The organism is Caballeronia sp. INML2 (genome assembly GCF_023631365.1).
Taxonomy (GTDB): domain Bacteria; phylum Pseudomonadota; class Gammaproteobacteria; order Burkholderiales; family Burkholderiaceae; genus Caballeronia; species Caballeronia turbans.
On record NZ_JALQDH010000038.1, the window covers coordinates 47,339 to 73,305 of the forward strand.

The following is a 25,967-nucleotide window of genomic DNA, read 5'->3' on the forward strand; positions in this document are numbered from 1 at the left end:
GGATCCCGATCCGGCAAAACAAATGCTACCCGCCCAAAACCCCCTTCACGGCCGCGACCCGCGCATCATGCACGGCATCCTTGATCCTGGAAGGCTCAGCAGCGTACTGCTCGGCCACTGCGCCAGCATCGACCGCCCGCGCCGCGACCAGCGCCTCCCGCAGCCGCTCCGCCTGCGGATAAGCCTGCTGCTCCAGCCCGAGCCTGCCACGCGCATCGGCAAGACACGCCTGTAACGCTTCAGCAAACCGCGCCGGCTTGCGCAACGCATCCGAGCGTTCGAACAGCCTGACGAGCGCCGCCGCGCCCATCTCCATCACGCGATGGATATTGCCGTGCTCACGCGCGACGAGCACCGCCAGATCGCGGCATTCGTTCGGCACGCGCAAGCGCTCGCAAAGCGGCCGCAGCAGATCGACGCTGCGTCCTTCATGGCCGATGTGACGCGGCAAGATGTGCTCCGGCGTCGTCGCCTTGCCGAGGTCATGCGTGAGCGCGGCGAAGCGCACCGGCAATGCGAATCCCTGCGACGCGGCGTAGTCGAGCACCATCATCACGTGCACGCCCGTGTCCACTTCCGGGTGATAATCCGCGCGCTGCGGCACGCCCCACAAGGCATCGACTTCGGGAAGAATCCGCGCGAGCGCGCCGCAACCGCGCAGCACCTCGAACATGCGCGACGGCTTCTTTTCCATCAGCCCGCGCGACACTTCCTGCCACACGCGTTCGGGCACGAGCGCGTCCACTTCGCCCGCCGCGACCATTTTCTTCATCAGTTCGGCCGTTTCGGGCGCAACGTCGAAATCCGCGAAACGCGCCGCGAAGCGCGCAAGCCGCAGAATGCGCACCGGATCTTCGATGAACGCGTCGCCGACATGCCTGAACAGCTTGCTCCGCAGATCGGCCGCGCCGCCGAACGGATCGATGACCGGCCCGGTCAGCTCGCCCGCCGGCGTCACCTCGCGCGCCATCGCGTTGATCGTGAGATCGCGCCGCGCGAGGTCTTCCTCGAGCGTCACATCGGGCGAATAGTAAAACTGGAAGCCGTGATACCCCGCCGCCGTCTTGCGCTCGGTGCGCGCGAGCGCGTATTCCTCCTGCGTCTCGGGATGCAGAAACACCGGAAAGTCCTTCCCGACCGGCCGATACCCTTGCGCCACCATCTGCTCAGGCGTCGCACCCACGACGACATAATCGCGATCCACCACCGGCACGCCCAGCAGTTCGTCGCGGATCGCGCCGCCCACTGCGTAGATGTTCATCGCGCTTCCTCGCGCGCGCCTTCGATCCACGCCGCGACCGCCGGCAGCGCGGTAATGCGCTTCGCATAGTCGAGCGATGTCGCGTTCAGTTCAGGCGCGTAGGTGTTGAAGCGCATGACGACCGGCGCGAACATCGCGTCCGCGATGCCGAACTCGCCGAACAGAAACGGCCCGCCCGACCTGGCGAGACACTCCGCCCAGATCGCCTCGATGCGCGCGATGTTCGCGAGCGCGCCCGGCGTCGCGCCCGTGCCCGGTGCGCGCGTCGTAATTTCCATCGGCATGTTCTGGCGCAGGTCCGCGAAACCCGCGTGCATCTCCGCGCTGATGCTGCGCGCGCGGGCGCGAGCGGCGGCGTCGCGCGGCCACATTGCGTGCTCGGGGTGCATCTCGGCAATCGTTTCGACGATTGCGAGCGATTCCCACACAGGATCGCCCGCATCGGTGACGAGGCACGGCACCTTGCCGGACGGCGAGACCTCGAGAATCTTCGCCTTCGTGTCGGGCCGGCCGAGACGGATCAGCGTTTCGTCGAACGGGATGCCGAAATGTTTGAGCAGCACCCACGGCCGCATCGACCAGGATGAGTTGAACTTGTCACCGATAACGAGTTTCATGCGATCACAAAAAAGAGTTTTAACGATGCGCGGTCGCGCGGAAAGCGTTGAAGCGCGAGCGCGACGAGTTGCCGGTCAGATACAGCGGCGCGATGGTCTCGATGCTCGCCGGCTCGTCGATGCCCAGTTCCGGCGCGAGTGGCCCGCTCGCGATGTTCGGCGTCTTCATGGAATCGAGATTGTCACGCGAGATGATGGGCTGGCCGGGCGCCAGTTCCATGGTCATCGCCTGCAGCCGGCCGAGGCTCTCCGGCAGCTTGATGATGCGCGAATGCTTGCCGATGGTCGCCCCCGCGAAGCGCACGAGTTCCGCCAGCGTGTAGACGGCCGGACCCGCGAGTTCGTAGACGTGGCCGTTGGCGGCGTCGAGATCGAGCACGTTGACCATCGCCTTCGCCACGTCGCCGACGAATACCGGCTGGAACTGCGCATCGGCGCATGCGAGCGGGATCACCGGGAACATGCGCTCCAGGAAGGCGAACTGATTGAGCAGATTGTCTTCGGGGCCGAACACGACGGAACTGCGGAAAATGGTCCAGTCGAGTCCCGATTCACGAATGATCTTTTCGCCATCGCCCTTCGAGCGCAGGTACATGCTCGGGCCTTGGGAGTCGGCGCCAAGCGCGCTCATGTGCAGCAGACGCCGCACGCCCTTCGCCTCGCACGCGGCGGCGATCTTGCGCGGCAGTTCGACGTGCGCCTTCGCGAACTCGGGCCCATACGGGTCGTCGCGATGCCCCTGGAGAATGCCGACGAGATTGATCACCGCATCGCTCTGATCGATGAACGCGGCGAGTTGCACGGGATCGTGCACGTCGGTTTCGATGACGTCGACGGGCAACAGCGTGAGATGCGCGGCGTGGACGCGCCGCCGCGTCGCGATGCGCACGGTCTTGCCGAGATCGACGAGCGCATTGACGAGATGACTGCCGATGAAACCCGAACCGCCGATCAGCGCTACATGTTGGTGTCGCATGGTTCACCTCTTGGGTCGCGGCCTGACGAATGCGGCTTCAGTTCAGAGCGGCGGGCCGAAAATGAAAACGCCCGCGCGTCCTGTGTTCGACGCGCGGGCGTGAGATTTCGCTTCGGGACGGTCAGGGTGCGATGTAGCCCAGACGCGCCTTCAACGACTGCGGACGGCCTTCGAACAGTGCCGCGTAGTAGACGGTGTTCGACAGCACGTTCTTCACGTAATCGCGAGTCTCGGTGAACGGGATCGTTTCAGCAAAAACCGCGCCCTCCACGGGGGCGCGCAAGCCTTGACGCCACTGGCTCGGGCGGCCCGGCCCGGCGTTGTAGCCCGCCGTGGCGAGTACGGCCGAGTTATCGAATTGATTGTAGATCATCGACAGGTAATTCGTGCCGAGCAGGATGTTCGTGTTGATGTCGTTCATCTGCGCGCGCGATACCGGACCGAGACCGATCTTCTTCGCAACGAGTTGCGCCGTGCCGGGCATCAACTGCATGAGGCCGCCCGCGCCGACTTCCGAGCGCGCGTTGATGATGAAGCGCGACTCCTGGCGGATGAGGCCATACGCCCATTCGATGTCGAGGCCGGTGTTCTGCGCGTCGCGTTCGACGATGTCGCGGAACGGCGATAGATAGCGCAGCGTGAAATCGTGTTCGGCTTTCGTTTTGTCCGCAGTGTTGACGGTCCGGTCGAACAGCTCGATGCGCTTCGCGTACTGCGCGGCCGCGATCAGTTGCCGGTCCGTCATGGTGCGCAGCGGCCAATTCCATTCGCGGTTGCCTTCGAGACGCATGTTCAGCGCGTAGAAACGCTGCGACAGCGCGAAGCCCGGCACCGATTGCATCTGCGCGATCTCAGCGTCCGAAACGGTGGTCCGCGGCGGCACGTTGATCTTCTGACCGAGTTCTTCGAGCGCGAGCTGGCCGTAGAAGTTGTACTGATCCGCGATGGTCTGGAATTCCTGATTCGCCGTGGCCGTGTCGCCGGCCTGCTTCACGGCGCGTGCGTGCCAGTAGACCCACGCGGGCTGCGCGCGCAAGGTCGGCGGCATCTGCTCGATAGACCAGCGCACCATGTTCCAGTCGCCCGCGAGCAGCGCACTGCGCGTGCGCCATTCGTACGCCGGATTCGACAATTGCGCGTTCGCCGACAGCCGATACCAATCGGCCGCCGCAGGCATGCGCTTGAGTGCCGCCTGATAGCCGATGGTGCCCCAGCCGACCGCGCGTTCAGCGGGCGTGAGACTCGGCGCGACGGAGGTGAAGGTAGCCGCGGCCATGGCCGGATCGTTGCGGGCCATGCGCGTGATCGCGAGCAGCGTCAGCTGATGCGCCGGCGAATTGGGCATCACGCCGCGCGCGAGATAGAGCGGTGGCTTGTTGACGGCGTCGTCGAGCAGCGAATCCTTCGGCTTCTGCTGGCCGAGCGCCTCGACGATGCTCGAGCCGGTGGACGTGTAGTTCTGTTCGTAGGCGACACGGATCTGCTGCCAGATGTCGTCGCTCGTGAACTGGCCCGACTCCGCGAGCGCACCGATCAGATCGACGCAGCCGTCGCCGTACCATTTCGGCTCGACGAGCAGCGCGCGCGCCGCATCCGCGACGTTTTCGCCGCGCGACTGGCGCGCTTCGAGCGCGTAGCACTTGACCTGCGTGTCGTCATTGAGAACGAAACGGGAATACTGCTGCTCGAAGTTTTTCCAGTCGTGACGGCTGCCGAGCACGACGAGATAGTCGTTGCGCATGCGGTCGGCGATCGCCTGACCGTCGTAGCGCTGCAGGAACGAGAGCACCGGCGCGTCGGGCGCATCGATGCGCGCGTGGCCTTGCGAATCGAAGAGCTGCGGCTTGATCGTGAAGTATTCGATATAGCTCGGCGCAGGATAGTCCGGAATCTGCGCGGCGAGCGTGGCGGCCTTGGCGGCATCGTTCGCGCGCGCGGCATCGCGCAACTGCAGGAAGATGCGATCGTCCGACGTGGGCGAAAGATCGGCATCGGGACGGACGGCGCGAGCCGAACCGCAGGCGACGAGCGTCGCTGCGGCAAGGGCTGCGCCGGCCGCGAGATATACTCGGTTGAGGCGTTTTGACATCTTTATTTCTGGAGCGCGAATGGTCTTGAACCGGGTCCTGAGATCGGAGGAAAGCATAGCACGCAACGTTTGCGATCAACCCAAGAGCGAGCCTAAAACCGCATTGCGCGCAACCCTTCTCGCGACCCGCGAGGCGCAAAGCGAGCAGCCCGTCCAGGCCGCGAAGAACGAGGCGCTCGCGAGCCGCGTCGAAGACGTGCTCGCGCGGCACGCGGCGCGATGCGTCGGCTTCTATTGGCCGGTCGCGGGGGAGTTCGACGCACGCGCTACGCTCACGCGCTGGCTCGCCGCCGACGAGACGCGCAGCGCCGCGCTGCCGGTGGTCGTCAAGCCGCACGCCCCGATGGTCTTCCACGCGTGGCGCGCGCATGCGCCGATGAAGGAAGGCCGCTACCGGATTCCGGTGCCCGCTGAAGAAAAGGTCGTGGTTCCGGAGCTGCTGCTGATTCCATGCGTCGGTTTCGATAAGGATCGATACCGGCTGGGTTATGGCGGCGGCTATTACGACCGCACGCTCGCCGCGTGGCCGAATGGAGCGCGGCCGGTGATGATCGGCATCGCGTACGAATCGGGCAAGTGCGGCAGGCTGCCGCGCGAGGCGCACGACATGCCGCTCGATGCGATCGTTACGGAATCGGCGATCTATTAGAGCGATGCCGCCGCGCGCGCGGCGGTATCGTAGAGGCCGGATGCATTGCGCAACAATTGCGCGGCTTCGCCGATCTGCTCGTTGGTGAGGCCGCTTTCGCGCAGCGTCTCGATGAGGCACGCCTCACGCACTTCGCGATACTTGCCGCACAGCGCGCGTCCCGCCGGCGTCGCGGAAAAGAACACTTCCTTGCCGGATTTCTCGCTCTGCACGTAACCGCGGGCGACGAGTTTCTTCAGTGCATACGTGGCAACGTGCGTGTCCTCGATGTTCAGCACGAAGCAGATGTCGGCGAGCTTCTTCTTGCGGTCGCGATGGCTCACGTGATGCAGCAGCGACACTTCCACGGCCGTCATGTCCTTCGCGCCCGCCGCGGACATGCAGCGCACCATCCAGCGATTGAACGCGTTGCCCGCCATGATGAGGCCGTACTCGAATTCCGACAGTTCCGCGCTGGCTTCGGAGACGAGATGCTCGGACGAGACGATCTTGGTGGGATGACGCGGCATGGCGATGACCGATTTGCAGTGCGTTGGAGTGTAGCGCAACGTCATTTTTACGAGCGACGCGCGCGCCTTCGCGAAAACCTGTATTGATAATTTCTTGATAATTTATTGACAATGTAACATTCTGCGACGACGCGAAGCGCATCGACCAGACCGGTTTCGCGTCCCGCAAAGGCAAATTTGAGGCATGACAAGACCACGTATTCACCCGCTGGGCGACGCCGCGCTCGTGTGCGAAGCCGCGCCGCCCGCCACGCTCGACTGCCAGCGCCGCATCTGGGCGCTGGCGGAGCGCGCGCGCCTCATGCCGCACGTCGTCGAAGTGGTGCCGGGCATGAACAATCTGACGATCGTGTTCGATCCGCTCGAGGCGGACTACGAAGCGCTCGCGGCTCAACTGGAAAGTGGCTGGGACGCCGCCGAGGCGGCCGACATGGACAGCGCTGAAATCGAGATTCCGGTGCGCTACGGCGGCGCCGACGGCCCGGATCTCGCCGCGCTCGCCGAGCATACGGGCCTCTCGGTCGATGAAGTGGTGAAGCGTCATACGCAAGCCGAGTACATCGTGTTCTTTCTCGGGTTCCAGCCGGGCTTCGCCTATCTCGGCGGGCTCGATCCCGCACTCGCGATGCCGCGCCGTGCCGAGCCGCGCCTCGCAGTGCCGGCGGGATCGGTCGGGATCGGCGGAGTGCAGACGGGCATCTATCCGGCGGCATCGCCGGGCGGCTGGCAATTGCTCGGACGCACCGAACTGAAGCTCTTCGATCCCGCCAGAAACCCGCCGACGCTGATGCAGCACGGTGACCGCGTGCGCTTCACGGCACTGGAGGTGCGCGCATGATCGACGTGATTCGGGCAGGCGTGCTCACTTCCGTGCAGGACCTCGGGCGACGCGGCTACCGGCATCTCGGCGTGAGTTCCGGTGGCGCGCTCGATGCGCTCTCGCTGGAAATCGGCAATCGGATCGTCGGGAACAGGCCGGATGCGGCGGGCATCGAGGTGACTTTCGGTCCGACCGTGCTGCGCTTCAAGCACGCGACCCGCGTCGCCATCACCGGAACCGATTTCGGCGCGACGCTGGACGACGAGCCGGTCTATTCGTGGTGGAGCCTGCCGGTGCGCGCGGGCCAGGAACTGACGCTGCGCGCGGCGAAGCGCGGCATGCGCTGTTATGTGTCGATCGCGGGCGGCATCGACGTCCTGCCGATGCTCGGCTCGCGTTCGACGGATCTCGGCGCGTGCTTCGGCGGCCTCGGCGGGCGGGCGCTGCGCGACGGCGACCGTTTGCCGGTTGGCGTGCCGCAGCCGCACAAGGGCATCGCGTTTTCGCCGGACGAACCCCCGTTCGGTGTGAAGGCGCCGGCATGGTGCAAGTTCGTGCTCGTCGACGAACCCGTGCGGCGCGGGCGCCATTCGCCGGGACTCGCGTGGGCGGCGCCGATCCGCGTGCTGCGTGGCCCGGAATACGACAGCTTCAGCGACGCGGCGCAAAAGAGCGTCTGGAACGAGGAATGGACGATCACGCCGAACAGCAACCGCATGGGCTTTCGCCTCGCCGGCACGCCGCTCGAGCGGCGCGAGAAGATCGAACTGCTGTCGCACGCGGTCTTGCCCGGCACGATCCAGGTGCCGCCGAACGGCCAGCCGATCATCTTGATGGGCGACGCGCAGACCACGGGCGGCTATCCGAAAATCGGAGCCGTGATCCGCGCGGATCTGTGGAAGCTCGCGCAAGTGAGGCTGAACGGCGGCGTGCGCTTCATCGAGACGTCGGTGGAAGAGGCGCGCCGCGCGCTCGCCGACGAGCGGCAATACGTGAGCCAGGTGGAAACGGCCATCGCGATGCACGAGGAGCGCATCGCGCGCGCGGGCTCCTGAATCGAAAGCCGCGCGTGAGACGCGGCGCATCACCTTCAACATTCAACGGAACGACTGCACAAACATCATGGAAATCGATCTCAATGCCGATCTCGGCGAAGGTTGCGGCTCCGACGAAGCGCTGCTCGATCTCGTGAGTTCCGCGAACATCGCGTGCGGATGGCACGCGGGCGGCGCCACCGCGATGCGCGATTGCGTGCGCTGGGCCGTCGAAAAGGGCGTGGCCATAGGCGCGCACCCGAGCTTCAACGATCCCGAGAACTTCGGCCGCAAGGAAATGGACCTGCCGCCCGAGGAAATCTACGCGGGCGTGCTGTATCAGCTCGGCGCGCTCTCGGCGATCGCCCAGGCGGAAGGCGGGCGCATCGCGCACGTGAAGCCGCACGGCGCGCTCTATAACCAGGCGGCGAAAAGCACGGAAATCGCCGATGCGATCGTCTCGGCCGTGCATGACTTCGATCCGTCGCTGCTCGTGTTCGGGCTCGCCAACAGCGGGCTCGTCGAAGCGGCGCGGCGAGCGGGGCTGATCGCGATCGAGGAAGTGTTCGCGGATCGCGGCTATCGCGCGGATGGCTCGCTCGTGCCGCGCAAGGAGCCGGGCGCGCTGCTCGACGACGAAAACCTCGTGCTCGACCGGACGCTGGCGATGGTGCGCGAGCAGCGCGTGCGGGCCGTGTCCGGCGAATGGGTGCCGCTCAATGCGCAGACGATCTGCCTGCACGGCGACGGCGCGCACGCACTGGAGTTCGCGCGGCGCATTCGCGGCGCGCTGGCCGATGCGGGCATCGAAGTGCGTGCCGCGCACGCCGACGCGTAGAACGCTTTTCGTAAAAAATTGAACGCCCCGTCGAACCGGGGCGTTTTAGCGAGCGGCCATCGAAGGTAAAAGAGCCGCATGTCGTCGAGCCACGCGCCCGGGTACGAGGCGTGACGTCTATATCGTTTGGAGAACTCATGGCAACCCCAGTCAATCTATGGCCGCTCATCGGCGTGGCCGTCATCATCGCGGGCTTCGTGCTTCGCTTCAATCCAATGCTGATCGTCGCGGCCGCCGCGATCATCACCGGCTTCGCGGCGCACTTTCCTGTCGAGCGCATTCTGACCGCGATCGGCAGCGGCTTTCTGAAGACCCGCAACATTCCGCTCATCATTCTGCTGCCGCTCGCGGTGATCGGCCTGCTCGAACGGCACGGCCTGCGCGAGCGCGCCCAGATGTGGATTTCCAGCATCAAGGCGGCGACGGCCGGCCGTCTGCTGATCGTGTATCTGTTCGTCCGTGAGATCACGGCGGCGGTCGGCCTGACGGGGCTCGGCGGCCACCCCCAGATGGTGCGCCCGCTGCTCGCGCCGATGGCAGAAGGCGCCACCGAAGCACGCTACGGCAAGCTCTCCGACGCGACGCGTCACACGCTGCGCGCCTACTCGGCGGCCACAGACAACGTCGGCCTGTTCTTCGGCGAGGACATCTTCGTCGCGTTCGGCGCGATCGTGCTGATGGTCACGTTCCTGAAGGAAGCGGGCATCGTCGTGGAACCGATGCATGTCGCCGTGTGGGGCATTCCCACGGCGATCTGCGCGTTTCTGATCCACGGCTTCCGGCTGTGGCTGCTCGACCGCAGGCTCGCCCGCGAACTCGATGCGCTCACGCGCAATGCCGCCGGAGAGAAAGCATGACGCTCACGATCAACTATCTCTTCTATCTCGTCGGCATCGTGCTCGTGGTCGTCGCGGGCATGATCCTCACGGACAAGTCGCATCCCCGGCGACTGACCGCGGGCGGGTTCTGGCTGATCTACGCGCTGATCTTTCTCGTCGGCGACTGGATTCCGGTGACGGTGGTCGGCGTGCTCGTCGTGGCGATGGCTCTGATCGCGGGTCTCGGCGGCGTCACGGGCGCAAAACCCAGGATGCTTTCCGAGGAAACGCGCCGCCAGAGCGCCGTGCGGCTCGGCAACAAGCTCTTCGTGCCCGCGCTGACGATTCCGGTGGTCACCGTGATCCTCACGCTCGGCGCGAAATATCTCGTGTTCGGCGGCGTGCCGCTGATCGAGCTGAAGAACGTGACGCTGATCGGCTTCGGCGTCGGGTGCGTGATCGCGCTCGCCATCGCGTGCGTGATGACGCGCGACACCGTCGGCCAGTCGATGCGTGAGACGCGCCGCCTCATCGACGCGCTTTCGTGGGCCGCCGTGCTGCCGCAGATGCTCGGCATGCTCGGCCTCGTGTTCTCGGATGCGGGCGTCGGCAAGGCGGTCGCGCATGTGACGACCGCTTACGTCAACATGGATTACCGGCTCGTCGCGGTGGCGGTGTATGTCGTCGGCATGGCGCTCTTCACGATGGTCATGGGCAACGGCTTCGCCGCCTTCCCGGTGATGACGGGCGGCGTCGGCGTGCCGATTCTCGTCGGCGTGTTCCACGGCAATCCCGCGACGATGGCCGCGATCGGCATGTTCTCCGGCTACTGCGGCACGCTGATGACGCCGATGGCCGCGAACTTCAACATCGTGCCCGCGGCTTTGCTCGAACTCCCCGACAAGAACGCGGTGATCAAGGTGCAGGTGCCGACCGCGCTCACGCTCTTGATCGTCAATATCTTCCTGCTGAACTGGCTGATGTTCATTTGAACGACAGCGGCTTTTCGCCTGCGCGCGCGTGACCGGGAATGGAGCCCGGTCCGCGTACGCGACGGCATCCCTCACCGCCCGCGTCATCCCCTCGCGGCGCCCATCTCTTCGCGGTCTTGGCCATACGTCGGCCAAGCACTGATTCATGCCTTGCGGCACCCATCTCTTCGTTGTCGTGGCCCTGCGTCCGCGCAGTGCTGCAATTGGCAATTCAGACCAGGCCTATATCTGACTGAAGGACGTTAACGGAGACTCTCGCGGCCTCGTGTGCTTAGGATAAATTCCAAGCGCGACATCTCCGTCGATCGTGCCGTCAGCACGCCGCGGCGCTCAGATCGCGCCTTTTTCCAAGCCGACGGAGGACAGCGGTTCGCTATCTGCGCCTCGTCGCGTGAGCGATGGCGAACCGGTTTTCCGTCATCGATTCCGTCGTCATGCGCTTGCCGAGTTACTCCCATCTGCTGGCTTTGCCCGCAGGCCCCGACTTGCTGCTTCGCCTGTGCGAAACGTTCGTCGTTGCAAGCAGCGCGCTCGCGGCTCAACGGATCTATGGCACGGCCGCCGGCTACGACAACGCCGTGGTCGCGTTCACCATCATCTTCGCGTGGGTCGCGTTATCCGGCTTCTACGTGAAGAGCCCGACGCGCAAACCGTCGTTGCCATGCGCGGTTCTTTTGCCTGCGCTTGGATGGATGCTCTGCGAGGTCTGCGCGGTGTGCCTGATCCGGTGGATGCACCCCATGTATGCGCCATCGGGCGCGTGGCTCGCCTGCCTCGGTATCTCGACCAGCGCGGGCGTCGTGCTCTGCCGCGCGATCGACCGGATCGCGGGCGCGCGCCGGGCGCATCGCGTGTCGGTAGCCGTGGTCGGACGCGGCGCGCGTTGCGCGACGCTTGAATGGCTGTTCCGCGTGATTCAGGAGCCGAGACGCATGTGGAAACGCTACCTCGTGACCAATGCAAAGTTCGCTGTCATGCTTGCGAAGGCATATCTGGCGCGTACATAGGGAAACGGATGACCGAACTCCTCACCCCCCCACCACCACAAACCCCCTCTTCCTTAACAACTCCAACACCCCCCTCGGCCCGCCGAGATGCAACGCCCCGATCGCCACAAAAACGGGCCTATCCGGCCCCGCCAGCCCGACCATCCTCGCGACAAACCGCCGGTTCCGCTCATACACCACGCGATTATCGACCTGCGCCGCCAGCGCCGCGTTCCTCGCCAGCTTGCTCGACTTCGCGTCATCCCACGCTTTCAAGGCGTCCGCATCGCCGATGCGCCATAGCCGGTGCAGTTCCTTCACATCCGCGACATTCTCCGCGGGCGTCTGCACCAGATCCTGCGCGAGCATCTCGCGCTGCTGCGCCGACGTGAGACGCGTGAACGTCGAGATCTGCTCATTCAGCGTCTCGAGCCCGACGATCTTCCCGCGCGCACGCAAATACACATTCTGCAACTGCGCCTCGGTGCCGTACTCGCTCTGAAACCCCGCCTTCAACGTATCGTAGGTTTCGATCAGCATCGACGCGAGCCACGGACGGGTGTGCCGCAACTCCTTCAGCGCCTCCGGATTGCCGCGCATGCGCGTTTCGACCTTCTTCCACATCGAGTCCGGCAGGTAATCGATCAGGCACTCGCTGCGGCACATGCCGTAGCGGTTCACGTCGTCCTGAGACAGCAGCAGTTCATCGGGGGAAATTTCTAGCGCCAGCGTGGGCGATGCATCGAGCGCCGCGAGTATCGATTTGCGAAACGGCTGCCCGGGCGGATAGTCGCTCGCGAAACCTACATGGAGCGTGCCGAGCACATAGATGGTCGTCGTGCCCTTGGTCGCGACGTAAAAGGGCATTCGCGGCGGTTGCGCGCGCACCGGGCCACTCGCGGTCGTGCCGTCCGAGCGATCCGCGCGCGGCGGCGGCAGAGGCGGGGCGGGATTGGACGGCGCGGCGGCGGAGCCGGCATCGCCCGCGGCCTGCGGCGTGCGCGATCCCACCACGGCAAAACCCGATGACGAGACCGAAACGCCAGCCGTAAACAGCACGAACGACAGCACGATGGCTGTCGTTTTGGCGAACGCCGCGCACGGAAGGCGCGGCTTGTCGTATGAATCCGGCACGACCCACATCTTAAAACATTCGCGTGTCGCGCCGAACACCTGACCTGCCCGGCGAGATTCAGGCTTCGCCCTCGCCGACCTCCTCGGCGCGATGGCATGACACCTGACGCCCGTCGACCTCGCGCAGCTTCGGCTCTTCCACACGGCATCGCTCGATCGCATACGGGCAACGCTGATGAAACGTGCAGCCCGATGGCGGATTGAGCGGCGACGGCATCTCGCCCTGCAGCTTGATCTTGATGCGCCGGTCTTCCTCGAAGATCGCGGGCGTCGCGGACATCAGCGCGCGCGTGTACGGATGGCGCGGATTCGCGAAGATCGTCTTCTTGTCGCCCACTTCGGCAACACCGCCGAAGTACATGACCATCACATCGTCGGCGATATGCTCCACCACCGACAAGTTATGCGAGATGAACACGTAGCTCGTGCCGAACTGCGCCTGCAGATCCATGAACAGGTTCAGGATCTGCGCCTGAATCGACACATCGAGTGCGGACACGGGTTCATCCGCGACGACGATCTGCGGATCGAGAATCATCGCCCGCGCGATCGCGACGCGCTGACGCTGCCCGCCCGAAAACATGTGCGGATAACGCGTCGCATGCTCGGGCCGCAGGCCGACGGTGCGCATCATTTTCGCGATGCGTTCGGCGCGCTCCGTCGCCGAAAGCGACGTGTTGATGGCAAGCGGCTCGCCGAGCGTCTGCTCGACGGTCTTGCGCGGATTCAACGACGCGAACGGATTCTGAAACACCATCTGCACGCGCTGGCGCAACTCAGCGATCTTCGCCTTGCTCGCGCCCGCGACATCATCGCCGTCGATCAGCAAGCGGCCCGACGTCGGTGTTTCGATCATCGTCAACTGGCGCGCGAGCGTGGACTTGCCGCAGCCCGATTCGCCGACGACCGCGAGCGTGCGGCCGCGCTTCAGTTCGAACGACACGCCGTTGAGCGCCTTGACCGTGCCGTGCTTGAACGCACTGCGCTTCACGTCGTAGTACTTCGTGAGCTGGTCCGCGGCGAGCACGATGTCCTGATTGATTTCCTTCGGTACGGCGTTCATCGCGCGCCTCCTTCCACCACGACATCGATGTTCAACGGCTTGATGCAACGCGCGCGCACGGCCGGATCGTGCTTGTCGAGCTGAAAGAGACCCGGCCGGCCTTTCCAGCAATCGTCGACGACGTACTTGCAGCGCGGCGCGAAGAGACATCCGCTCGGCCGGTCGTCCTTGCCCGGCACCATGCCCGGCAGCGCGGCAAGACGCTCCGCGCCGCGGCTATGTTCGGGAATCGCGGCGAGCAGCGCTTCCGTGTACGGATGATGCGGCTCGCTGAAGATCGTCGGCACATGATTCGTTTCGATGATCTCGCCCGCGTACATCACCGCGACGCGCTGCGCCACTTCGGACACGACCGCCAGATCGTGCGAGATCAGCACGAGCGCCATGCCGCGTTCCTTCTGCAGCTTGACGAGCAGCTCCATGATCTGCGCCTGGATCGTCACGTCGAGCGCGGTGGTCGGCTCGTCGGCGATCAGCAGCTTCGGATTGCACGCGACCGCCATCGCGATCATCACGCGCTGGTTCATGCCGCCCGACATTTGATGCGGAAACGCGTTGATGCGGCTCTTCGCATCCGGAATGCCGACCTGATCGAGCAGCTCGAGTGCGCGCCGGTCGAGCGCATCGCCGCGCAAGCCTTCGTGCAGCTTCAGCACTTCCTTGATCTGATAGCCGACGGTGTAGCTCGGGTTCAGGCTCGTGAGCGCGTCCTGGAACACCATTGCAATGTCCTTGCCGATGATGCTTCGACGCGCGCGCGCCGATGCCTTCAGCAAGTCCTTGCCGTCGAACGTGACCTGATCGGCGGTGACCTTGCCGGGCGCGTCGATGAGGCCCATCAGCGCCATCATCGTGACGCTCTTGCCGGAGCCGGATTCGCCCACGACGCCGACCACTTCGCCCGGCTTCACGCTCAGGTCGATGCGATCGACCGCCTGGGTGCCGCCGAACGTCACCTGCAAATTGCGGATAGTCAGAAGATCGTTCATGTCAGCCCATCCGTTTGAGTTTCGGATCGAGCGCGTCACGCAGACCGTCGCCGAGCAGGTTGATGACGAGCACCGAGACCAGAATCGACAGGCCCGGCATGGTCACGATCCACCATGCGCTCTCGATGTAATCCCGCGCCGATGCCAGCATCGCGCCCCACTCCGCCGCCGGCGGTTGCACGCCGAGGCCGAGGAAGCCGAGCGCGGCGGCATCGAGAATCGCGGACGAAAAACCGAGCGTCGCCTGCACGATGAGCGGCGCGGCGCAGTTCGGCAGCACTTGCGAGAACATCAGCCGCACGGTGCCCGCGCCCGCGACGCGCGATGCCGTCACGTATTCCTTCTGCAATTCACCGAGCGCCGACGCGCGCGTCAGACGCACATAACCCGGCAGCGCGACGATTGCAATTGCGAGCATCGTGTTGACGAGCCCCGGCCCGATGATCGCGACGACGGCGACCGCGAGCAGCAGCGACGGCAACGCGAGCAGCACGTCCATCACGCGCATGATCGGCGTATCGAGCCAGTTGAAGAACGCGGCCATGAGGCCGAGCACGACGCCCGGAATCAGCGCGAGAATCACCGACACGAAGCCGATCCAGAACGACAGCCGCGCGCCGTACATCAAACGCGAGAGGATATCGCGGCCCGCTTCGTCGGTGCCGAGCAGAAACATGCGGTTGCCGCCTTCGAGCCACGCGGGCGGAATTTTCACGTAGTCGCGGTATTGCTCGATCGGGCTATGCGGCGCGATCAGCGGCGCGAACAGCGCAACCAGAACCAGTACAACCACGATCAGGCCCGCGACCACCGCGCCGCGATTGCGCGAGAAGTTCGCCCAGAATTCGCGCGCGGCGACCATGCGGCCGGACGGCGGCGTAAGCGCTCCGGGCGGGAGATTGTTTTGAATGTCAGCCATATCTTGTGTGACCTCAGCGAGTATGGCGAATGCGCGGATTCAACACGCCGTAGAGCAGATCGACGACCAGATTCACGACGATCACGAGTGTCGCGATCATCAGAATGCCGCCTTGCACGACCGGATAGTCGCGACGCGAAATGGCATCGATGAGCCACTTGCCGACGCCCGGCCACGAGAACAGCGTCTCGGTCAGCACCGCGCCCGCGAGCAGAGTGCCGACCTGCAGGCCGATCACGGTCACCACCGGAATGAGCGCATTGCGCAACGCATGCACGACGACCACGCGCAGCGGCGACAAACCCTTCGCGCGCGCGGTGCGGATGTAGTCCTCGCGCAGCACTTCGAGCATCGAGGAACGCGTCATGCGCGCGATGACCGCGAGCGGAATCGTGCCGAGCACGATGGTCGGCAAAATCAGATGCGAGAGCGCCGACGTGAACGCGCCTTCGTCGGTGGAGAAGAGCGCATCGATCAGCATGAAGCCCGTGACGTGCGGAATGTCGTATTCCACCGCGATGCGGCCCGACACCGGTGTCCATCCGAGCTTCGCCGAGAAGAACATGATGAGGATCAAGCCCCACCAGAAAATCGGCATCGAGTAGCCGGTGAGCGCCGTGCCCATCACGCCGTGATCGACGACGGTGCCGCGCTTGAGCGCAGCCGCGACACCTGCCGGCAGTCCGACGACGAGCGCGAAGATCATCGCGCAGATGGAGAGCTCGACCGTCGCGGGAAAGCGCGCGAGAAACTCGCCCATCACGCTCGTATTCGTGATGATGGACATGCCGAGATCGCCTTTCAGCGCATGCCCGACGTAAGTGAGATATTGCAGCGGAAGCGGCTGATCGAGGCCGAGGCGCTTCATGGCTTCGGCATGCATCGCCGGGTCCACGCCGCGCTCGCCCATCATCACTTCGATGGGGTCGCCCGGAATCAGGTGGATGAGCGCGAACGCGAGAATCGTAATGCCGATGAACGTCGGTATCACCATTCCTATGCGTCGCAAAACGAATCGGAACATGATCGCCCTTTTCGGTATTGGAGGGACTAGAAACGTGTCCGGCGGCTTGGATCGTTCTTCGACCCGCGCCGCCGGACCTATTCGATTAGTTATGGTTTAGTGCAAAAAGCGTTCCGCAGCAAAACCTTATTGCATGCCGACGCCGTCGAAACGCACGTAGCCAAGCGGCTCGATCTTCATGTTCGTCACCTTCTTGCTGACAGGCTGATACACGGTCGAGTGCGCGATCGGCGAGAACGGCAGTTGTTGCGCGAAGATCTGCTGCGCATCGGTGTAGGCCTTCGTGCGCGCGGCGACATCGGTCGTCGAACGGCCCTTCACGACGAGATCGTCGAACGGCTTGTAGCACCACTTCGAAAAGTTGCTGCCCTTCACCGCATCGCAGCCGAGCAGCGTGCCGAGCCAGTTGTCGGGATCGCCGTTATCGCCCGTCCAGCCGATCAGGAGCGCATCATGTTCGCCCGCGTGCGCGCGCTTCAGATACTCACCCCACTCGTACGACACGATGTTCGCCTTCACGCCGATCTTCGCCCAGTCGGCCTGGATCATTTCCGCCATCAGGCGCGCGTTCGGGTTGTATGCGCGTTGCACGGGCATCGCCCACAACGTGATCTCGAAGCCGTTCGGGAAGCCCGCTTTCGCAAGCAGTTCCTTCGCCTTCGCGGTGTCGTATGCCTGACCCTTGAGGTTCTTGTCATAGGACCATTGCGTCGGCGGCATCGGCGCCGTGGCCGGCTGGCCCGCACCCTGATACACGGAATCGATGATCGCCTTCTTGTTGATCGCCATGTCGAGTGCGCGGCGCACGTCGGTGTTGCCGAGGTCCTTCTTCGTCACGTTGTACGCGACATAGCCTTCGTTGAAGCCGGCCTGCGACGGCGTATCGACATTCGACGCCGACTTCAGCGCCGCGATGTCGCCCGGACGCGGATAGCTCATCACCTGGCATTCGTTGTTCTTCAGCTTCTGCACGCGCACGGCGGCATCCGGCGTGATCGAGAAGATCAGCTTCGAGATCTGCACCGCATTCGGCTTCCAGTAATCAGGATTGCCGTCGAAGCGGATGGTCGCGTCCTTCGTGTAGCTGCGGAAGATGAACGGTCCGGTGCCGACCGGCTGCTGGTTGATGTCGGCGGCCTTGCCGTCCTTCAGCAGCTTGTCCGTGTACTCGGCGGAGAGGATCGACGCGTATTCCATCGCCATGTTCTGGATGAACGGCGCGCTCACTTCCTTTAGCGTGAACTTCACGGTGTACGGGTCGACCTTCTCGATCTTCGAGATCAGCTTGTCCATGCCGAGGTCCGTGAAGTACGGAAACTGCACGTTGTACGCCTTGCGGAACGGATTGTTCGGATCGAGCATGCGGTTGAACGTGAAGATCACGTCATCCGCGTTGAATTCGCGCGTCGGCTTGAAGTACGACGTCGTCTGGAACTTCACGCCGTGGCGCAGATGGAACGTGTAGGTCAGTCCGTCGGACGACACGTCCCACTTTTCGGCGAGACCCGGCTCGACCTTCGTGCCGCCGCGCTCGAATTCGACGAGGCGGTTGTACACGGTGAACGTGTTCGCGGTGAAGTCGGTGCCGGTCGTGTACTGGGCCGGATCGAAGCCGGCCGGGCTGCCTTCCGAGCAGTACACGAGCGTCTTGTTCGGGATGGCGGCATTCGCGGCGGATGCTGCGAAGAGCGTCGCCGTGGCCACGGCGCCCGCGAGCGCCGAACGGCGGACGGCTCGCAACAGGCTGTTTTTGTTCATGTTTCCTCCAAGTCAGTACCGGCTTCTGGCCGGTGTAGCGCGAGTGTACTTGATCGCACCACCCGTTTTTTCGACGCGTGTGCGCAAAGTCGGGCGCTACCCTAGCACGAACAAAAGTGACATGCGCGCTTGGTTTTCCCCACTAGAGTTTGTCGTCGATGGCGCTTCGATAAGGGTAGGTTATCGGCCATGCGTCGAGGTGATAGAAGGACGACGAAATATTGCGCGCGATGGCGATGATCGGCGCGAAAAGTCGAATAAAGAGGGAGGAAAAGAAAAGAACCGCGCGGCGAGCGCCGCACGGGCGAAACATTGATGCAGGTCAGGCGCTCTTGAAGCCGAGACGCTCGCAGACCGTTTTCGAGGCCCACGCGCCGTTGAGCGTGTAGAAATGCAGGCCCGGCGCGCCGCCATCGAGGAGACGGCGGCACAGGCCCGTCACCACGTCGAGGCCGAATGCGCGAATCGACTCGCGATCGTCGCCGAAGCTTTCGAGCCGGCGCGCGATCCACTTCGGCACTTCCGCGCCGCACATGTCGGAGAAGCGCATCAGTTGCGTGAAGTTCGTGATCGGCATGATGCCCGGCACGATCGGCACGTCGACGCCGAGCTTGCGCGCTTCCTCGACGAACCTGAAGTACGCGTCGGCATTGAAGAAGTACTGCGTGATCGCGGAATTCGCGCCCGCCTTCACCTTGCGCGCGAAGTTTTCCAGATCGGCGCGCGGCGACTTCGACTGCGGATGAAACTCCGGATACGCAGCCACTTCGATGTTGAACCAGTCGCCGTGCTCCTGGCGAATGAACGCCACGAGTTCGGACGCATAGCGCAACTCGCCGACTTCGCCCATGCCCGAGGGCAGATCGCCGCGCAACGCGACGATATGGCGAATGCCGTGCTCACGGTACTGCGTGAGAATCGCGCGCAGATTCTCCCTGGACGATCCGACGCACGAAAGATGCGGCGCGGCCTCGAAGCCTTCCGCGGCCATTTCGAGCACGGTGTCGAGCGTGCCTTGCTGCGTGGAGCCGCCCGCGCCGAAAGTCACGGAGACGAACTTGGGCGAGAGCGTCTTCAGCTCGGCGCGGGAAGCGCGCAGCTTGTCCACGCCTTCCTGCGCCTTCGGCGGAAAAAACTCGAATGAGAGTTCGATCGGTTTCATGATGTTTTAGACGGACGGCAGCGTCCGCGCTCCAGCGTCACCCGAAATTGCGATTCCCGAACACCAGCGCCGACAACAGCCACGACACGATGCTGTACAGAATCGAGCCGAAGAATGCGGACCAGAAGCCCGATACTTCGAAGCCCTTCAACAGCGACGAGCACAGCCAGAAGCACAGCGCATTCACGACGAGTATGAAGAGCCCGAGCGTGACGATCGTCACCGGCAGCGTGAGGATGATGAGCGCGGGTCTGATGATCGCGTTGATGAGCCCCAGCACCACCGCGACGATGAGCGCCGTGCCGAAACTGCGAATGTGTATCGACGGCACCAGGTATGTGATGATCAGGAGCGCGAGCGCGTTGATCAGCCATGTCAGGAGCACGGTCATCGAGGAATCTCCGGTTGATGCGTGTTGGTCGCGCAGGCGGATTCGAACCTTCCGCCCGCGCAACGATTCGCCGCCGCTCGCGATTAGTAGCGGTAGTGGTTGGGCTTGAACGGACCGTTCTTGTCGACGCCGATGTAACCGGCCTGCTCATCCGACAGCACGGTCAGTTCCGCGCCGATGCGGCCGAGGTGCAGGCGCGCCACCTTCTCGTCGAGATGCTTCGGCAGCACATAGACCTTGTTCTCGTACTTCTTGCCTTGCGTGAACAATTCGATCTGCGCGAGCGTCTGGTTCGTGAACGAGTTGGACATCACGAACGACGGATGGCCCGTCGCGCAGCCCAGGTTCACCAGACGACCTTCAGCCAGAATGATGATTTTCTTGCCGTCCGGGAAGACGATGTGATCGACCTGCGGCTTGATGTTGTCCCACGTGTACTGGCGCGTGGATGCGATATCGATTTCCGAATCGAAGTGGCCGATATTGCAGACGATCGCGTTGTTGCGCATCGCCTTCATGTGGTCGTGATTGATGACGTGGTAGTTGCCCGTCGCCGTCACGAAGATGTCCGCGCGGCTCGCGGCGTATTCCATCGTCACGACGCGGTAGCCTTCCATCGCGGCTTGCAGCGCGCAGATCGGATCGATTTCCGTGACCCACACCGTCGCGCCCAGACCGCGCAGCGATTGCGCGCAGCCCTTGCCCACGTCGCCGTAGCCGGCCACGACCGCGATCTTGCCCGCGATCATCACGTCGGTCGCGCGCTTGATGCCGTCGACGAGCGACTCGCGGCAGCCGTAGAGATTGTCGAACTTCGACTTCGTGACCGAATCGTTCACGTTGATGGCCGGGAACGGCAGACGCCCTTCCTTCTCCATCTGATACAGGCGATGCACGCCGGTGGTGGTTTCTTCCGTCACGCCCTGAATGTGCGACAGGCGCGTGGAGTACCACGTCGGATCGTTGTCCAGATGCTTGCCGATGGCCTTGTACAGCGCGACTTCTTCCTCGTTCGTCGGCTTGGCGATGACCGAGCGGTCCTTCTCCGCCTTCGCGCCGAGAATGAGCAGCAGCGTTGCGTCGCCGCCGTCATCGAGAATCATGTTGGCGAACTGACCGTTCGGCCATTCGAAGATGCGATGGGTGAATTCCCAGTACTCGTCGAGCGATTCGCCCTTGAACGCGAACACCGGCGTGCCGCCAGCGGCGATCGCCGCGGCTGCGTGATCCTGCGTCGAAAAGATGTTGCACGAGGCCCAGCGCACGTCCGCGCCCAGCGCCGTGAGCGTTTCGATCAGCACGCCCGTCTGAATCGTCATGTGCAGCGAACCGGCGATGCGCGCGCCCTTCAGCGGCTGCTGCGCCTTGTATTCTTCGCGCGTCTGGATAAGGCCCGGCATCTCCGTTTCGGCGATGTCGAGTTCCTTGCGGCCCCATGCGGCCAGCGACATGTCGGCGACGACGTAATCCTTGGAATTTGAATCGAGAACTGCGGCGTTCATCACGCCCTCCTTTTCTAAAAAGACTAGAAATGTTGACGTGAGCGCCGTTCGAATGCGGTGGCTCAGCGGGCGCCCTGATTGCATGGCGCTTTTTGAACCGTCCGGATTGAATGCTTCCGAGCCTGGCGGGCGAATGTTCAACAATTGCCCGTCGCAACGCTCCTCGGAAGCGAGCGTCGATTGTAGCAAAGTCTCGTGGAAACGAGCCTATTCTGAGGCGCGCGCGAGGGCATTCGCGGCGCCGTTCGCGATCAGAACGGCAAGGACGACAGCAGCGGAGCGAGCAGCACCATCGCGACGCCGGCGATCATCATCGTGAGGCTCGCAACGACGCCCTCTTCACTGCCAAGTTCGCGCGCCTTCGCCGTGCCGACGCCGTGTGCCGCCGCGCCGAACAACGCGCCGCGCGCGAGCCGCGTGCGCAACGGCACGAGCGCGAGCACGATTTCGCCGAACAGCATGCCGCAGACGCCCGTCGCGATCACGAACAGCGCGGTCAAGTCCTTCGGCGCGTGGATCTTGTCGGAGACGGCGAGCGCGAAGGGCGTGGAGACGGAGCGCGTCGCGAGGCTGCGCTGAAGTTCCGGCGACAGATGCAGCAGTTTCGCGAGCATCAGCGATCCACCGACCGCGACCAGAATCCCGACCGTCACGCCGACAGTAAGCGAAATCCAGTGACGCTTGATGAGCGCGCGGTATTCGTAGATCGGCACTGCGAACGCGACGGTCGCCGGACCGAGCAGCCACATGAGCCAGCGCGTGTCGGCGTAATAGACGGAGTACGGAATGCGCGCCATCACGACGACGAGCGCGAGCACGGCCGGCACGGCCAGCAGCGGCGTGAGCCAGGGCCGCCGGAAGCGCGCGTAGAGATGCTTGGCCGCGAAGTACAGCGCGACGGTCAGCACGAAGCAGCCCGCCGCGACGAGCCGCGCGGCGTCGTCGGCGATGAGGGCGGCAAAAAAGTGGTTCATGTCGGCTCGCTCAGGCCCGCGCGGCATGCCGCGCCACGAGCGCGCGGCGCAGCGCGAGGCGGCGTTCGAGACCCGCCGCACGGTCGACCGCGAACGCGACGGCCACCATCACCATCAACGTTCCCCCGACGACGACGAGCGCGAGCCGCCAGCCGTCCTCCATAAAGAGGCCGCCGTACTGAACCGCCGCGACCGCCGCCGGAATGAAGAACAGCAGCATGTCCGAGAGCAGCCAGTCCGCGCCCGCCTTCACCCAGCGCGGGGCGATGCCGCCGCAGAACAGAAGCGCGAGCAGCGCGACCAGGCCGACAACGCCGCCCGGCACCGGCAGCGCCAGCTTGCGCGCGACGAAATCCGCCGCGACCCAGATCGCCGCGAGCGCGGCGGACTGCACCGCGACACGCAGAAAGCGGCCGAAAGCGGATTGCGGATGGGTCATGGGGACAGCGGACATGGCGGACTCTTCGCGTTGAAATTCAATGAACTAGGGTTAACCTGTAGACCGAGTATATGGGCGCACCTTGCATAATAAAAATGAATTAACCTTATCTCGAACATTCCGAACTGGAATTCCGGAGCCGAAGATGGAATTGCGCGCCTTGCGATACTTCATCGAAGTTGTGAAGCAAAAGAGCTTCACGGCCGCCGCTGAACACATGTTCGTGACTCAGCCGACCATCAGCAAAATGGTGAAGGCGCTGGAGGATGAGGTCGGTTCGCCGCTGCTTCTGCGCGAAGGCCGGCAGATGGTGCTGACGGACGCCGGGCAGATCGTGTATCAGCGCGGTGTCGAGGTGCTGGCGGCGCACGCGCGGCTGGAGGCCGAATTGAACGATCTCGGCACATTCGGGCGCGGCACGCTGACAATCGGCATTCCGCCGATGGGCGGCTCGCTTTTCACGCCCGCGATCGCGGCATTCCGGCGTCGCTATCCGAAGGTCGAGTTGAAGTTGTTCGAGCGCGGCTCGAAGGCGATCGAGGCGGCGTTGATCGACGGCGAACTGGAACTGGGCGGCGTATTGCAGCCGGTCGACACCGCGATGTTCGACGTCCTGCCCGTCAGCCGGCAGATTCTGTGGCTCGTCGCGGCCAAGGGTTCGCGCTGGGACGACGCCAGCGAAGTCGCCCTCACCGATCTCGCCGCCGAGCCGTTCGTGTTCTACGGCGAAAGCCTGGCGCTCAACGACGTCGTGCTCAACGCGTGCCGCGAGGCGGGTTTCGCGCCGACAATCGTCGGCCGCAGCGGGCACTGGGATTTCATGGCGGCGCTCGTGCAGGCGGGCATCGGTATCGCGCTGCTGCCCGCGCCGTATTGCCGCCGGCTCGACGCCAACGCGTTCACCTGTCGTCCGGTCGTGGCGCCCGAGATTCACTGGGACATGGCGCTCGGCTGGCGGCGCAACGGTTATCTGTCGCATGCAGCGCGCGCGTGGATCGAAGTCGCGCGTGAAATGCTGCCCGCGAATCTCGATCAGGATTTCATGGCCGATGGATTCCCCCGCGCGCAACGCAACGAAGCGGGAACTCGACCCGCCGAAGCGAAAAACGAAACGCGCCGGCCGCGATGAGCGGACCGGCGCGTTTTTTTTAGCGGCCTCGGGGCGTTTCTGAAATCAGTTCAGTTCCTTGAACTCGATCCGGCGATTTGCCGCGCGGCCCTCGCGCGTCGCGTTGTCCGCGATCGGATGGGCGTCGCCGAAACCTTCCGCCGTCAGTGTGTCTGCCGGCGCGCCGTGCCGGACCAGATAACTGCGCACGGCCTGCGCGCGCTTCGCCGACAGGTGGATGTTTGCCGCCGAATCGCCCGAACTGTCCGTATAGCCGCCGATCTGCAGCTTGACCGGCTTGCCGGCTGCATTGTACGCCTTCAGCGCCTTCGCGGATTCGGCGAGTTCGTCCAACGCGGCGCGCGACAGCGAGTTCGATGCGAAGCCGAAGTGGATCGGATGCAGATTCAGATTCTTCGCGGTGTCTGTGGCGGCGCAACTCGCGGCGGCGTGCGCGTCGGAGGCGGCCAGGGCCTTCGTTGCGGCCGTCGTGTCGGTTGCGCTGATGGTCCAGCCGTCGCCGAAGAACGACTTCAGCTTGCTCAGCCAGCCGAGCTTCGGATCGCCCGCGCGGCCGCTCAGATCGATCTTGTCGCCCGCGATGCGCACTTGCGCGCCCGGCAGCGTCATGACCGGCAGCAGGGCATCGAGCTTGGCGATCCACGCGGCCGGTTTCGTGTCCGGATCGACCGAAATGTTCGCGTGGAATTTGTTAGCGCCGAGCTTCGCCGTGAGCGCGTCGATCAGTTGGCGCTTCTCCTCTTCGTTGTGGACCGTGGCGCTCAAAGTAGGCATGCCGGATGCATCGACGACGAGGGACATCGTCGCGTCCTTGCCCGGCAGCGCGGCGGGCGCCGACGATTGATCGGCGGTTGCGGCTGCCGCCATTGCCGTGTCGGAAGCGCCATTTGCTTCCGAACCCGAGTCAGAAAGCGCGTCCGGCTTCGCTGCGGGCGCGGCGTCCTGTTCCTGCTTTTCCGTGGAGCAGCCGCGGCCGAGCAGAACCGCGAGCAGGGCAAGCGCGGCAGCGAGCGCGATCCACCACCAATTCTTCTTGCGGGCGTTTTCCTTCACGGGTTGCTCGAACGCGGCAGGCGCTTCCGGCGGCTGCGAAAACACCGCCGCCTCTTGCGTCGCCGGATGCTCGAGGTGGGCGGCAACCGCCTTCAGCCGCGACGCGACACCGGCGAGGAACGCGCCGACCGAGCCGAGACCGAGTGCATGGGCGAACGAGTCGGTCATGTTCGCGCGCACGACGGGCAACTGATGGCCGAGGAGCGTCGGAAGCTGGTCAGGGCTGCCGTTGTGCTGCGTGAGATGGCGCTTGAGCACGCCGAAGAGCGTCGCGCCGACCACGCCGATCAGCGTGCGCGTGGCGCTCGCCGCCACGCCGGTATGTTCGGCGACACGCTCGGCGAGCACGTTGATGCTGTCGTGCGAGGCGATCGCCGCGTCGGCCTGCGCGCCGGTATCGACGAGCGTCTTGAAGCCATCGTCCTGCACGGCGAAATGCGGCAGCTCGTCCGCGATCAGCGCGTTCGTGGCCGGCGACATGATCGACGCGAACAGATTGCGCGCGCCCTCGAGCGACGACGCCTTGTTCATCATCGCGCCGATGAGCGCGGGGCCGCACAACGACACGACGCGCCTCGCGGATTCCGGCGCGCAGCCGATGCGCCCGGCGATGTGCTGCAACACGCTTTCTGACAAAGCGCCCTGGACAAGTTGATTGAGGTTGATGCTCATTGAGAATGCTTCCGTGAAAGGCGTTATTGCATCCGCCCGAATAGGCGAGCCGATTATAGGTTCGGGCTCCTGCGCGTCATTGGGGCAGGACTAACAATCGGATTTGTCTCACTGATTTGCGCTTTAGGACTGCGCATCAGAAAGGCGTGCGCGATTCTGAAAAGAACGA

The 25,967-nt window shown here is 64.3% G+C and carries 25 protein-coding genes and 1 riboswitch; of the genes, 8 read left to right on the forward strand and 17 right to left on the reverse strand.

Annotation, left to right across the window (positions count from 1 at the left end):
• Window positions 1-25: 25 nt before the first annotated feature.
• The 4 genes from NCT32_RS13120 to NCT32_RS13135 form a co-directional block, all read right to left on the reverse strand.
• A complete protein-coding gene (locus NCT32_RS13120; RefSeq protein ID WP_250490388.1) occupies window positions 26-1,261 on the reverse strand; it encodes a multifunctional CCA addition/repair protein in 1,236 nt (411 codons plus the stop codon).
• Complete coding sequence (locus NCT32_RS13125) at window positions 1,258-1,878, reverse strand: glutathione S-transferase family protein (protein WP_061120279.1); 621 nt, start codon at window positions 1,876-1,878, stop codon at window positions 1,258-1,260. Before NCT32_RS13125 ends, NCT32_RS13120 begins: the two co-directional genes overlap by 4 nt.
• A gap of 19 nt (window positions 1,879-1,897) precedes the next feature.
• Window positions 1,898-2,854, reverse strand: coding sequence for a complex I NDUFA9 subunit family protein (locus tag NCT32_RS13130; protein ID WP_061120278.1), 957 nt, complete (start codon window positions 2,852-2,854; stop codon window positions 1,898-1,900).
• Window positions 2,855-2,975: 121 nt separating this feature from the next.
• On the reverse strand, window positions 2,976-4,943 hold the full coding sequence (locus NCT32_RS13135; RefSeq protein WP_061120277.1) for a lytic transglycosylase domain-containing protein: 1,968 nt from the start codon (window positions 4,941-4,943) through the stop codon (window positions 2,976-2,978).
• A gap of 19 nt (window positions 4,944-4,962) precedes the next feature.
• Between NCT32_RS13135 and NCT32_RS13140 the strand changes: the two genes are divergently transcribed.
• Entirely contained in the window at window positions 4,963-5,592 is a 630-nt protein-coding gene (locus NCT32_RS13140; protein ID WP_061120276.1) for a 5-formyltetrahydrofolate cyclo-ligase, read from the forward strand.
• On the opposite strand, the gene NCT32_RS13145 is transcribed toward NCT32_RS13140, so the two are convergent.
• Window positions 5,589-6,101 carry a winged helix DNA-binding protein gene (locus NCT32_RS13145; RefSeq protein WP_061120328.1) on the reverse strand — a complete coding sequence of 171 codons (513 nt, stop codon included), beginning with the start codon at window positions 6,099-6,101 and terminating at the stop codon, window positions 5,589-5,591. The genes NCT32_RS13140 and NCT32_RS13145 overlap by 4 nt on opposite strands.
• A gap of 184 nt (window positions 6,102-6,285) precedes the next feature.
• On the opposite strand from NCT32_RS13145, the gene pxpB reads away from it, so the two are divergent.
• The 6 genes from pxpB (at window position 6,286) to NCT32_RS37255 (ending at window position 11,610) form a co-directional block, all read left to right on the forward strand.
• The gene (gene pxpB / locus NCT32_RS13150; RefSeq protein WP_061120275.1) at window positions 6,286-6,939 is read left to right on the forward strand and encodes a 5-oxoprolinase subunit PxpB; all 654 of its coding nucleotides are present in this window, start codon (window positions 6,286-6,288) and stop codon (window positions 6,937-6,939) included.
• The gene (locus NCT32_RS13155) at window positions 6,936-7,976 is read left to right on the forward strand and encodes a biotin-dependent carboxyltransferase family protein (RefSeq protein ID WP_061120274.1); all 1,041 of its coding nucleotides are present in this window, start codon (window positions 6,936-6,938) and stop codon (window positions 7,974-7,976) included. The genes pxpB and NCT32_RS13155 overlap by 4 nt, the downstream gene beginning before the upstream one ends.
• Window positions 7,977-8,043: 67 nt before the next feature.
• Window positions 8,044-8,793, forward strand: coding sequence for a 5-oxoprolinase subunit PxpA (pxpA, locus tag NCT32_RS13160; protein WP_061120273.1), 750 nt, complete (start codon window positions 8,044-8,046; stop codon window positions 8,791-8,793).
• A gap of 137 nt (window positions 8,794-8,930) precedes the next feature.
• Window positions 8,931-9,650 (forward strand): DUF969 domain-containing protein, encoded by a 720-nt coding sequence (locus NCT32_RS13165; protein WP_061120272.1) that lies wholly within the window; start codon window positions 8,931-8,933, stop codon window positions 9,648-9,650.
• Window positions 9,647-10,603 (forward strand): DUF979 domain-containing protein, encoded by a 957-nt coding sequence (locus tag NCT32_RS13170; protein ID WP_250477188.1) that lies wholly within the window; start codon window positions 9,647-9,649, stop codon window positions 10,601-10,603. Before NCT32_RS13165 ends, NCT32_RS13170 begins: the two co-directional genes overlap by 4 nt.
• Window positions 10,604-11,001: 398 nt before the next feature.
• Complete coding sequence (locus NCT32_RS37255; RefSeq protein ID WP_284503698.1) at window positions 11,002-11,610, forward strand: hypothetical protein; 609 nt, start codon at window positions 11,002-11,004, stop codon at window positions 11,608-11,610.
• Window positions 11,611-11,631: 21 nt separating this feature from the next.
• Here NCT32_RS37255 and NCT32_RS13180 read toward each other — a convergent pair whose 3' ends face one another.
• The 11 genes from NCT32_RS13180 to NCT32_RS13230 form a co-directional block, all read right to left on the reverse strand.
• On the reverse strand, window positions 11,632-12,732 hold the full coding sequence (locus NCT32_RS13180; RefSeq protein WP_061120269.1) for a TraB/GumN family protein: 1,101 nt from the start codon (window positions 12,730-12,732) through the stop codon (window positions 11,632-11,634).
• A gap of 49 nt (window positions 12,733-12,781) precedes the next feature.
• Entirely contained in the window at window positions 12,782-13,786 is a 1,005-nt protein-coding gene (locus tag NCT32_RS13185) for a peptide ABC transporter ATP-binding protein (RefSeq protein WP_061120268.1), read from the reverse strand.
• Window positions 13,783-14,775 (reverse strand): ABC transporter ATP-binding protein, encoded by a 993-nt coding sequence (locus NCT32_RS13190; protein WP_250490389.1) that lies wholly within the window; start codon window positions 14,773-14,775, stop codon window positions 13,783-13,785. The genes NCT32_RS13185 and NCT32_RS13190 overlap by 4 nt, the downstream gene beginning before the upstream one ends.
• 1 nt (window position 14,776) lies before the next feature.
• Window positions 14,777-15,694 carry an ABC transporter permease subunit gene (locus NCT32_RS13195; protein WP_061120266.1) on the reverse strand — a complete coding sequence of 306 codons (918 nt, stop codon included), beginning with the start codon at window positions 15,692-15,694 and terminating at the stop codon, window positions 14,777-14,779.
• 13 nt (window positions 15,695-15,707) lie between these two features.
• Window positions 15,708-16,718 carry an ABC transporter permease subunit gene (locus NCT32_RS13200; protein WP_061120265.1) on the reverse strand — a complete coding sequence of 337 codons (1,011 nt, stop codon included), beginning with the start codon at window positions 16,716-16,718 and terminating at the stop codon, window positions 15,708-15,710.
• 126 nt (window positions 16,719-16,844) lie between these two features.
• Window positions 16,845-18,476 (reverse strand): ABC transporter substrate-binding protein, encoded by a 1,632-nt coding sequence (locus tag NCT32_RS13205; protein ID WP_061120264.1) that lies wholly within the window; start codon window positions 18,474-18,476, stop codon window positions 16,845-16,847.
• A 322-nt stretch (window positions 18,477-18,798) separates the two neighbouring features.
• A complete protein-coding gene (metF, locus tag NCT32_RS13210) occupies window positions 18,799-19,638 on the reverse strand; it encodes a methylenetetrahydrofolate reductase [NAD(P)H] (protein ID WP_250477192.1) in 840 nt (279 codons plus the stop codon).
• Between the two features lie 37 nt (window positions 19,639-19,675).
• Complete coding sequence (locus NCT32_RS13215; protein ID WP_061120262.1) at window positions 19,676-20,029, reverse strand: phage holin family protein; 354 nt, start codon at window positions 20,027-20,029, stop codon at window positions 19,676-19,678.
• An 83-nt stretch (window positions 20,030-20,112) separates the two neighbouring features.
• Window positions 20,113-21,531 (reverse strand): adenosylhomocysteinase, encoded by a 1,419-nt coding sequence (ahcY, locus tag NCT32_RS13220; protein ID WP_061120261.1) that lies wholly within the window; start codon window positions 21,529-21,531, stop codon window positions 20,113-20,115.
• Window positions 21,532-21,563: 32 nt separating this feature from the next.
• Window positions 21,564-21,702: riboswitch (S-adenosyl-L-homocysteine riboswitch) on the reverse strand.
• Between the two features lie 80 nt (window positions 21,703-21,782).
• A complete protein-coding gene (locus tag NCT32_RS13225) occupies window positions 21,783-22,505 on the reverse strand; it encodes an LrgB family protein (protein ID WP_250477193.1) in 723 nt (240 codons plus the stop codon).
• Window positions 22,506-22,515: 10 nt separating this feature from the next.
• Window positions 22,516-22,959, reverse strand: coding sequence for a CidA/LrgA family protein (locus NCT32_RS13230; protein ID WP_061120260.1), 444 nt, complete (start codon window positions 22,957-22,959; stop codon window positions 22,516-22,518).
• Window positions 22,960-23,089: 130 nt separating this feature from the next.
• On the opposite strand from NCT32_RS13230, the gene NCT32_RS13235 reads away from it, so the two are divergent.
• Window positions 23,090-24,073, forward strand: coding sequence for a LysR family transcriptional regulator (locus NCT32_RS13235; protein ID WP_061120259.1), 984 nt, complete (start codon window positions 23,090-23,092; stop codon window positions 24,071-24,073).
• Between the two features lie 45 nt (window positions 24,074-24,118).
• On the opposite strand, the gene NCT32_RS13240 is transcribed toward NCT32_RS13235, so the two are convergent.
• Window positions 24,119-25,798: an OmpA family protein gene (locus NCT32_RS13240; protein ID WP_250477194.1), complete on the reverse strand. Its 1,680-nt coding sequence runs from the start codon at window positions 25,796-25,798 to the stop codon at window positions 24,119-24,121.
• Window positions 25,799-25,967 lie beyond the last annotated feature (169 nt).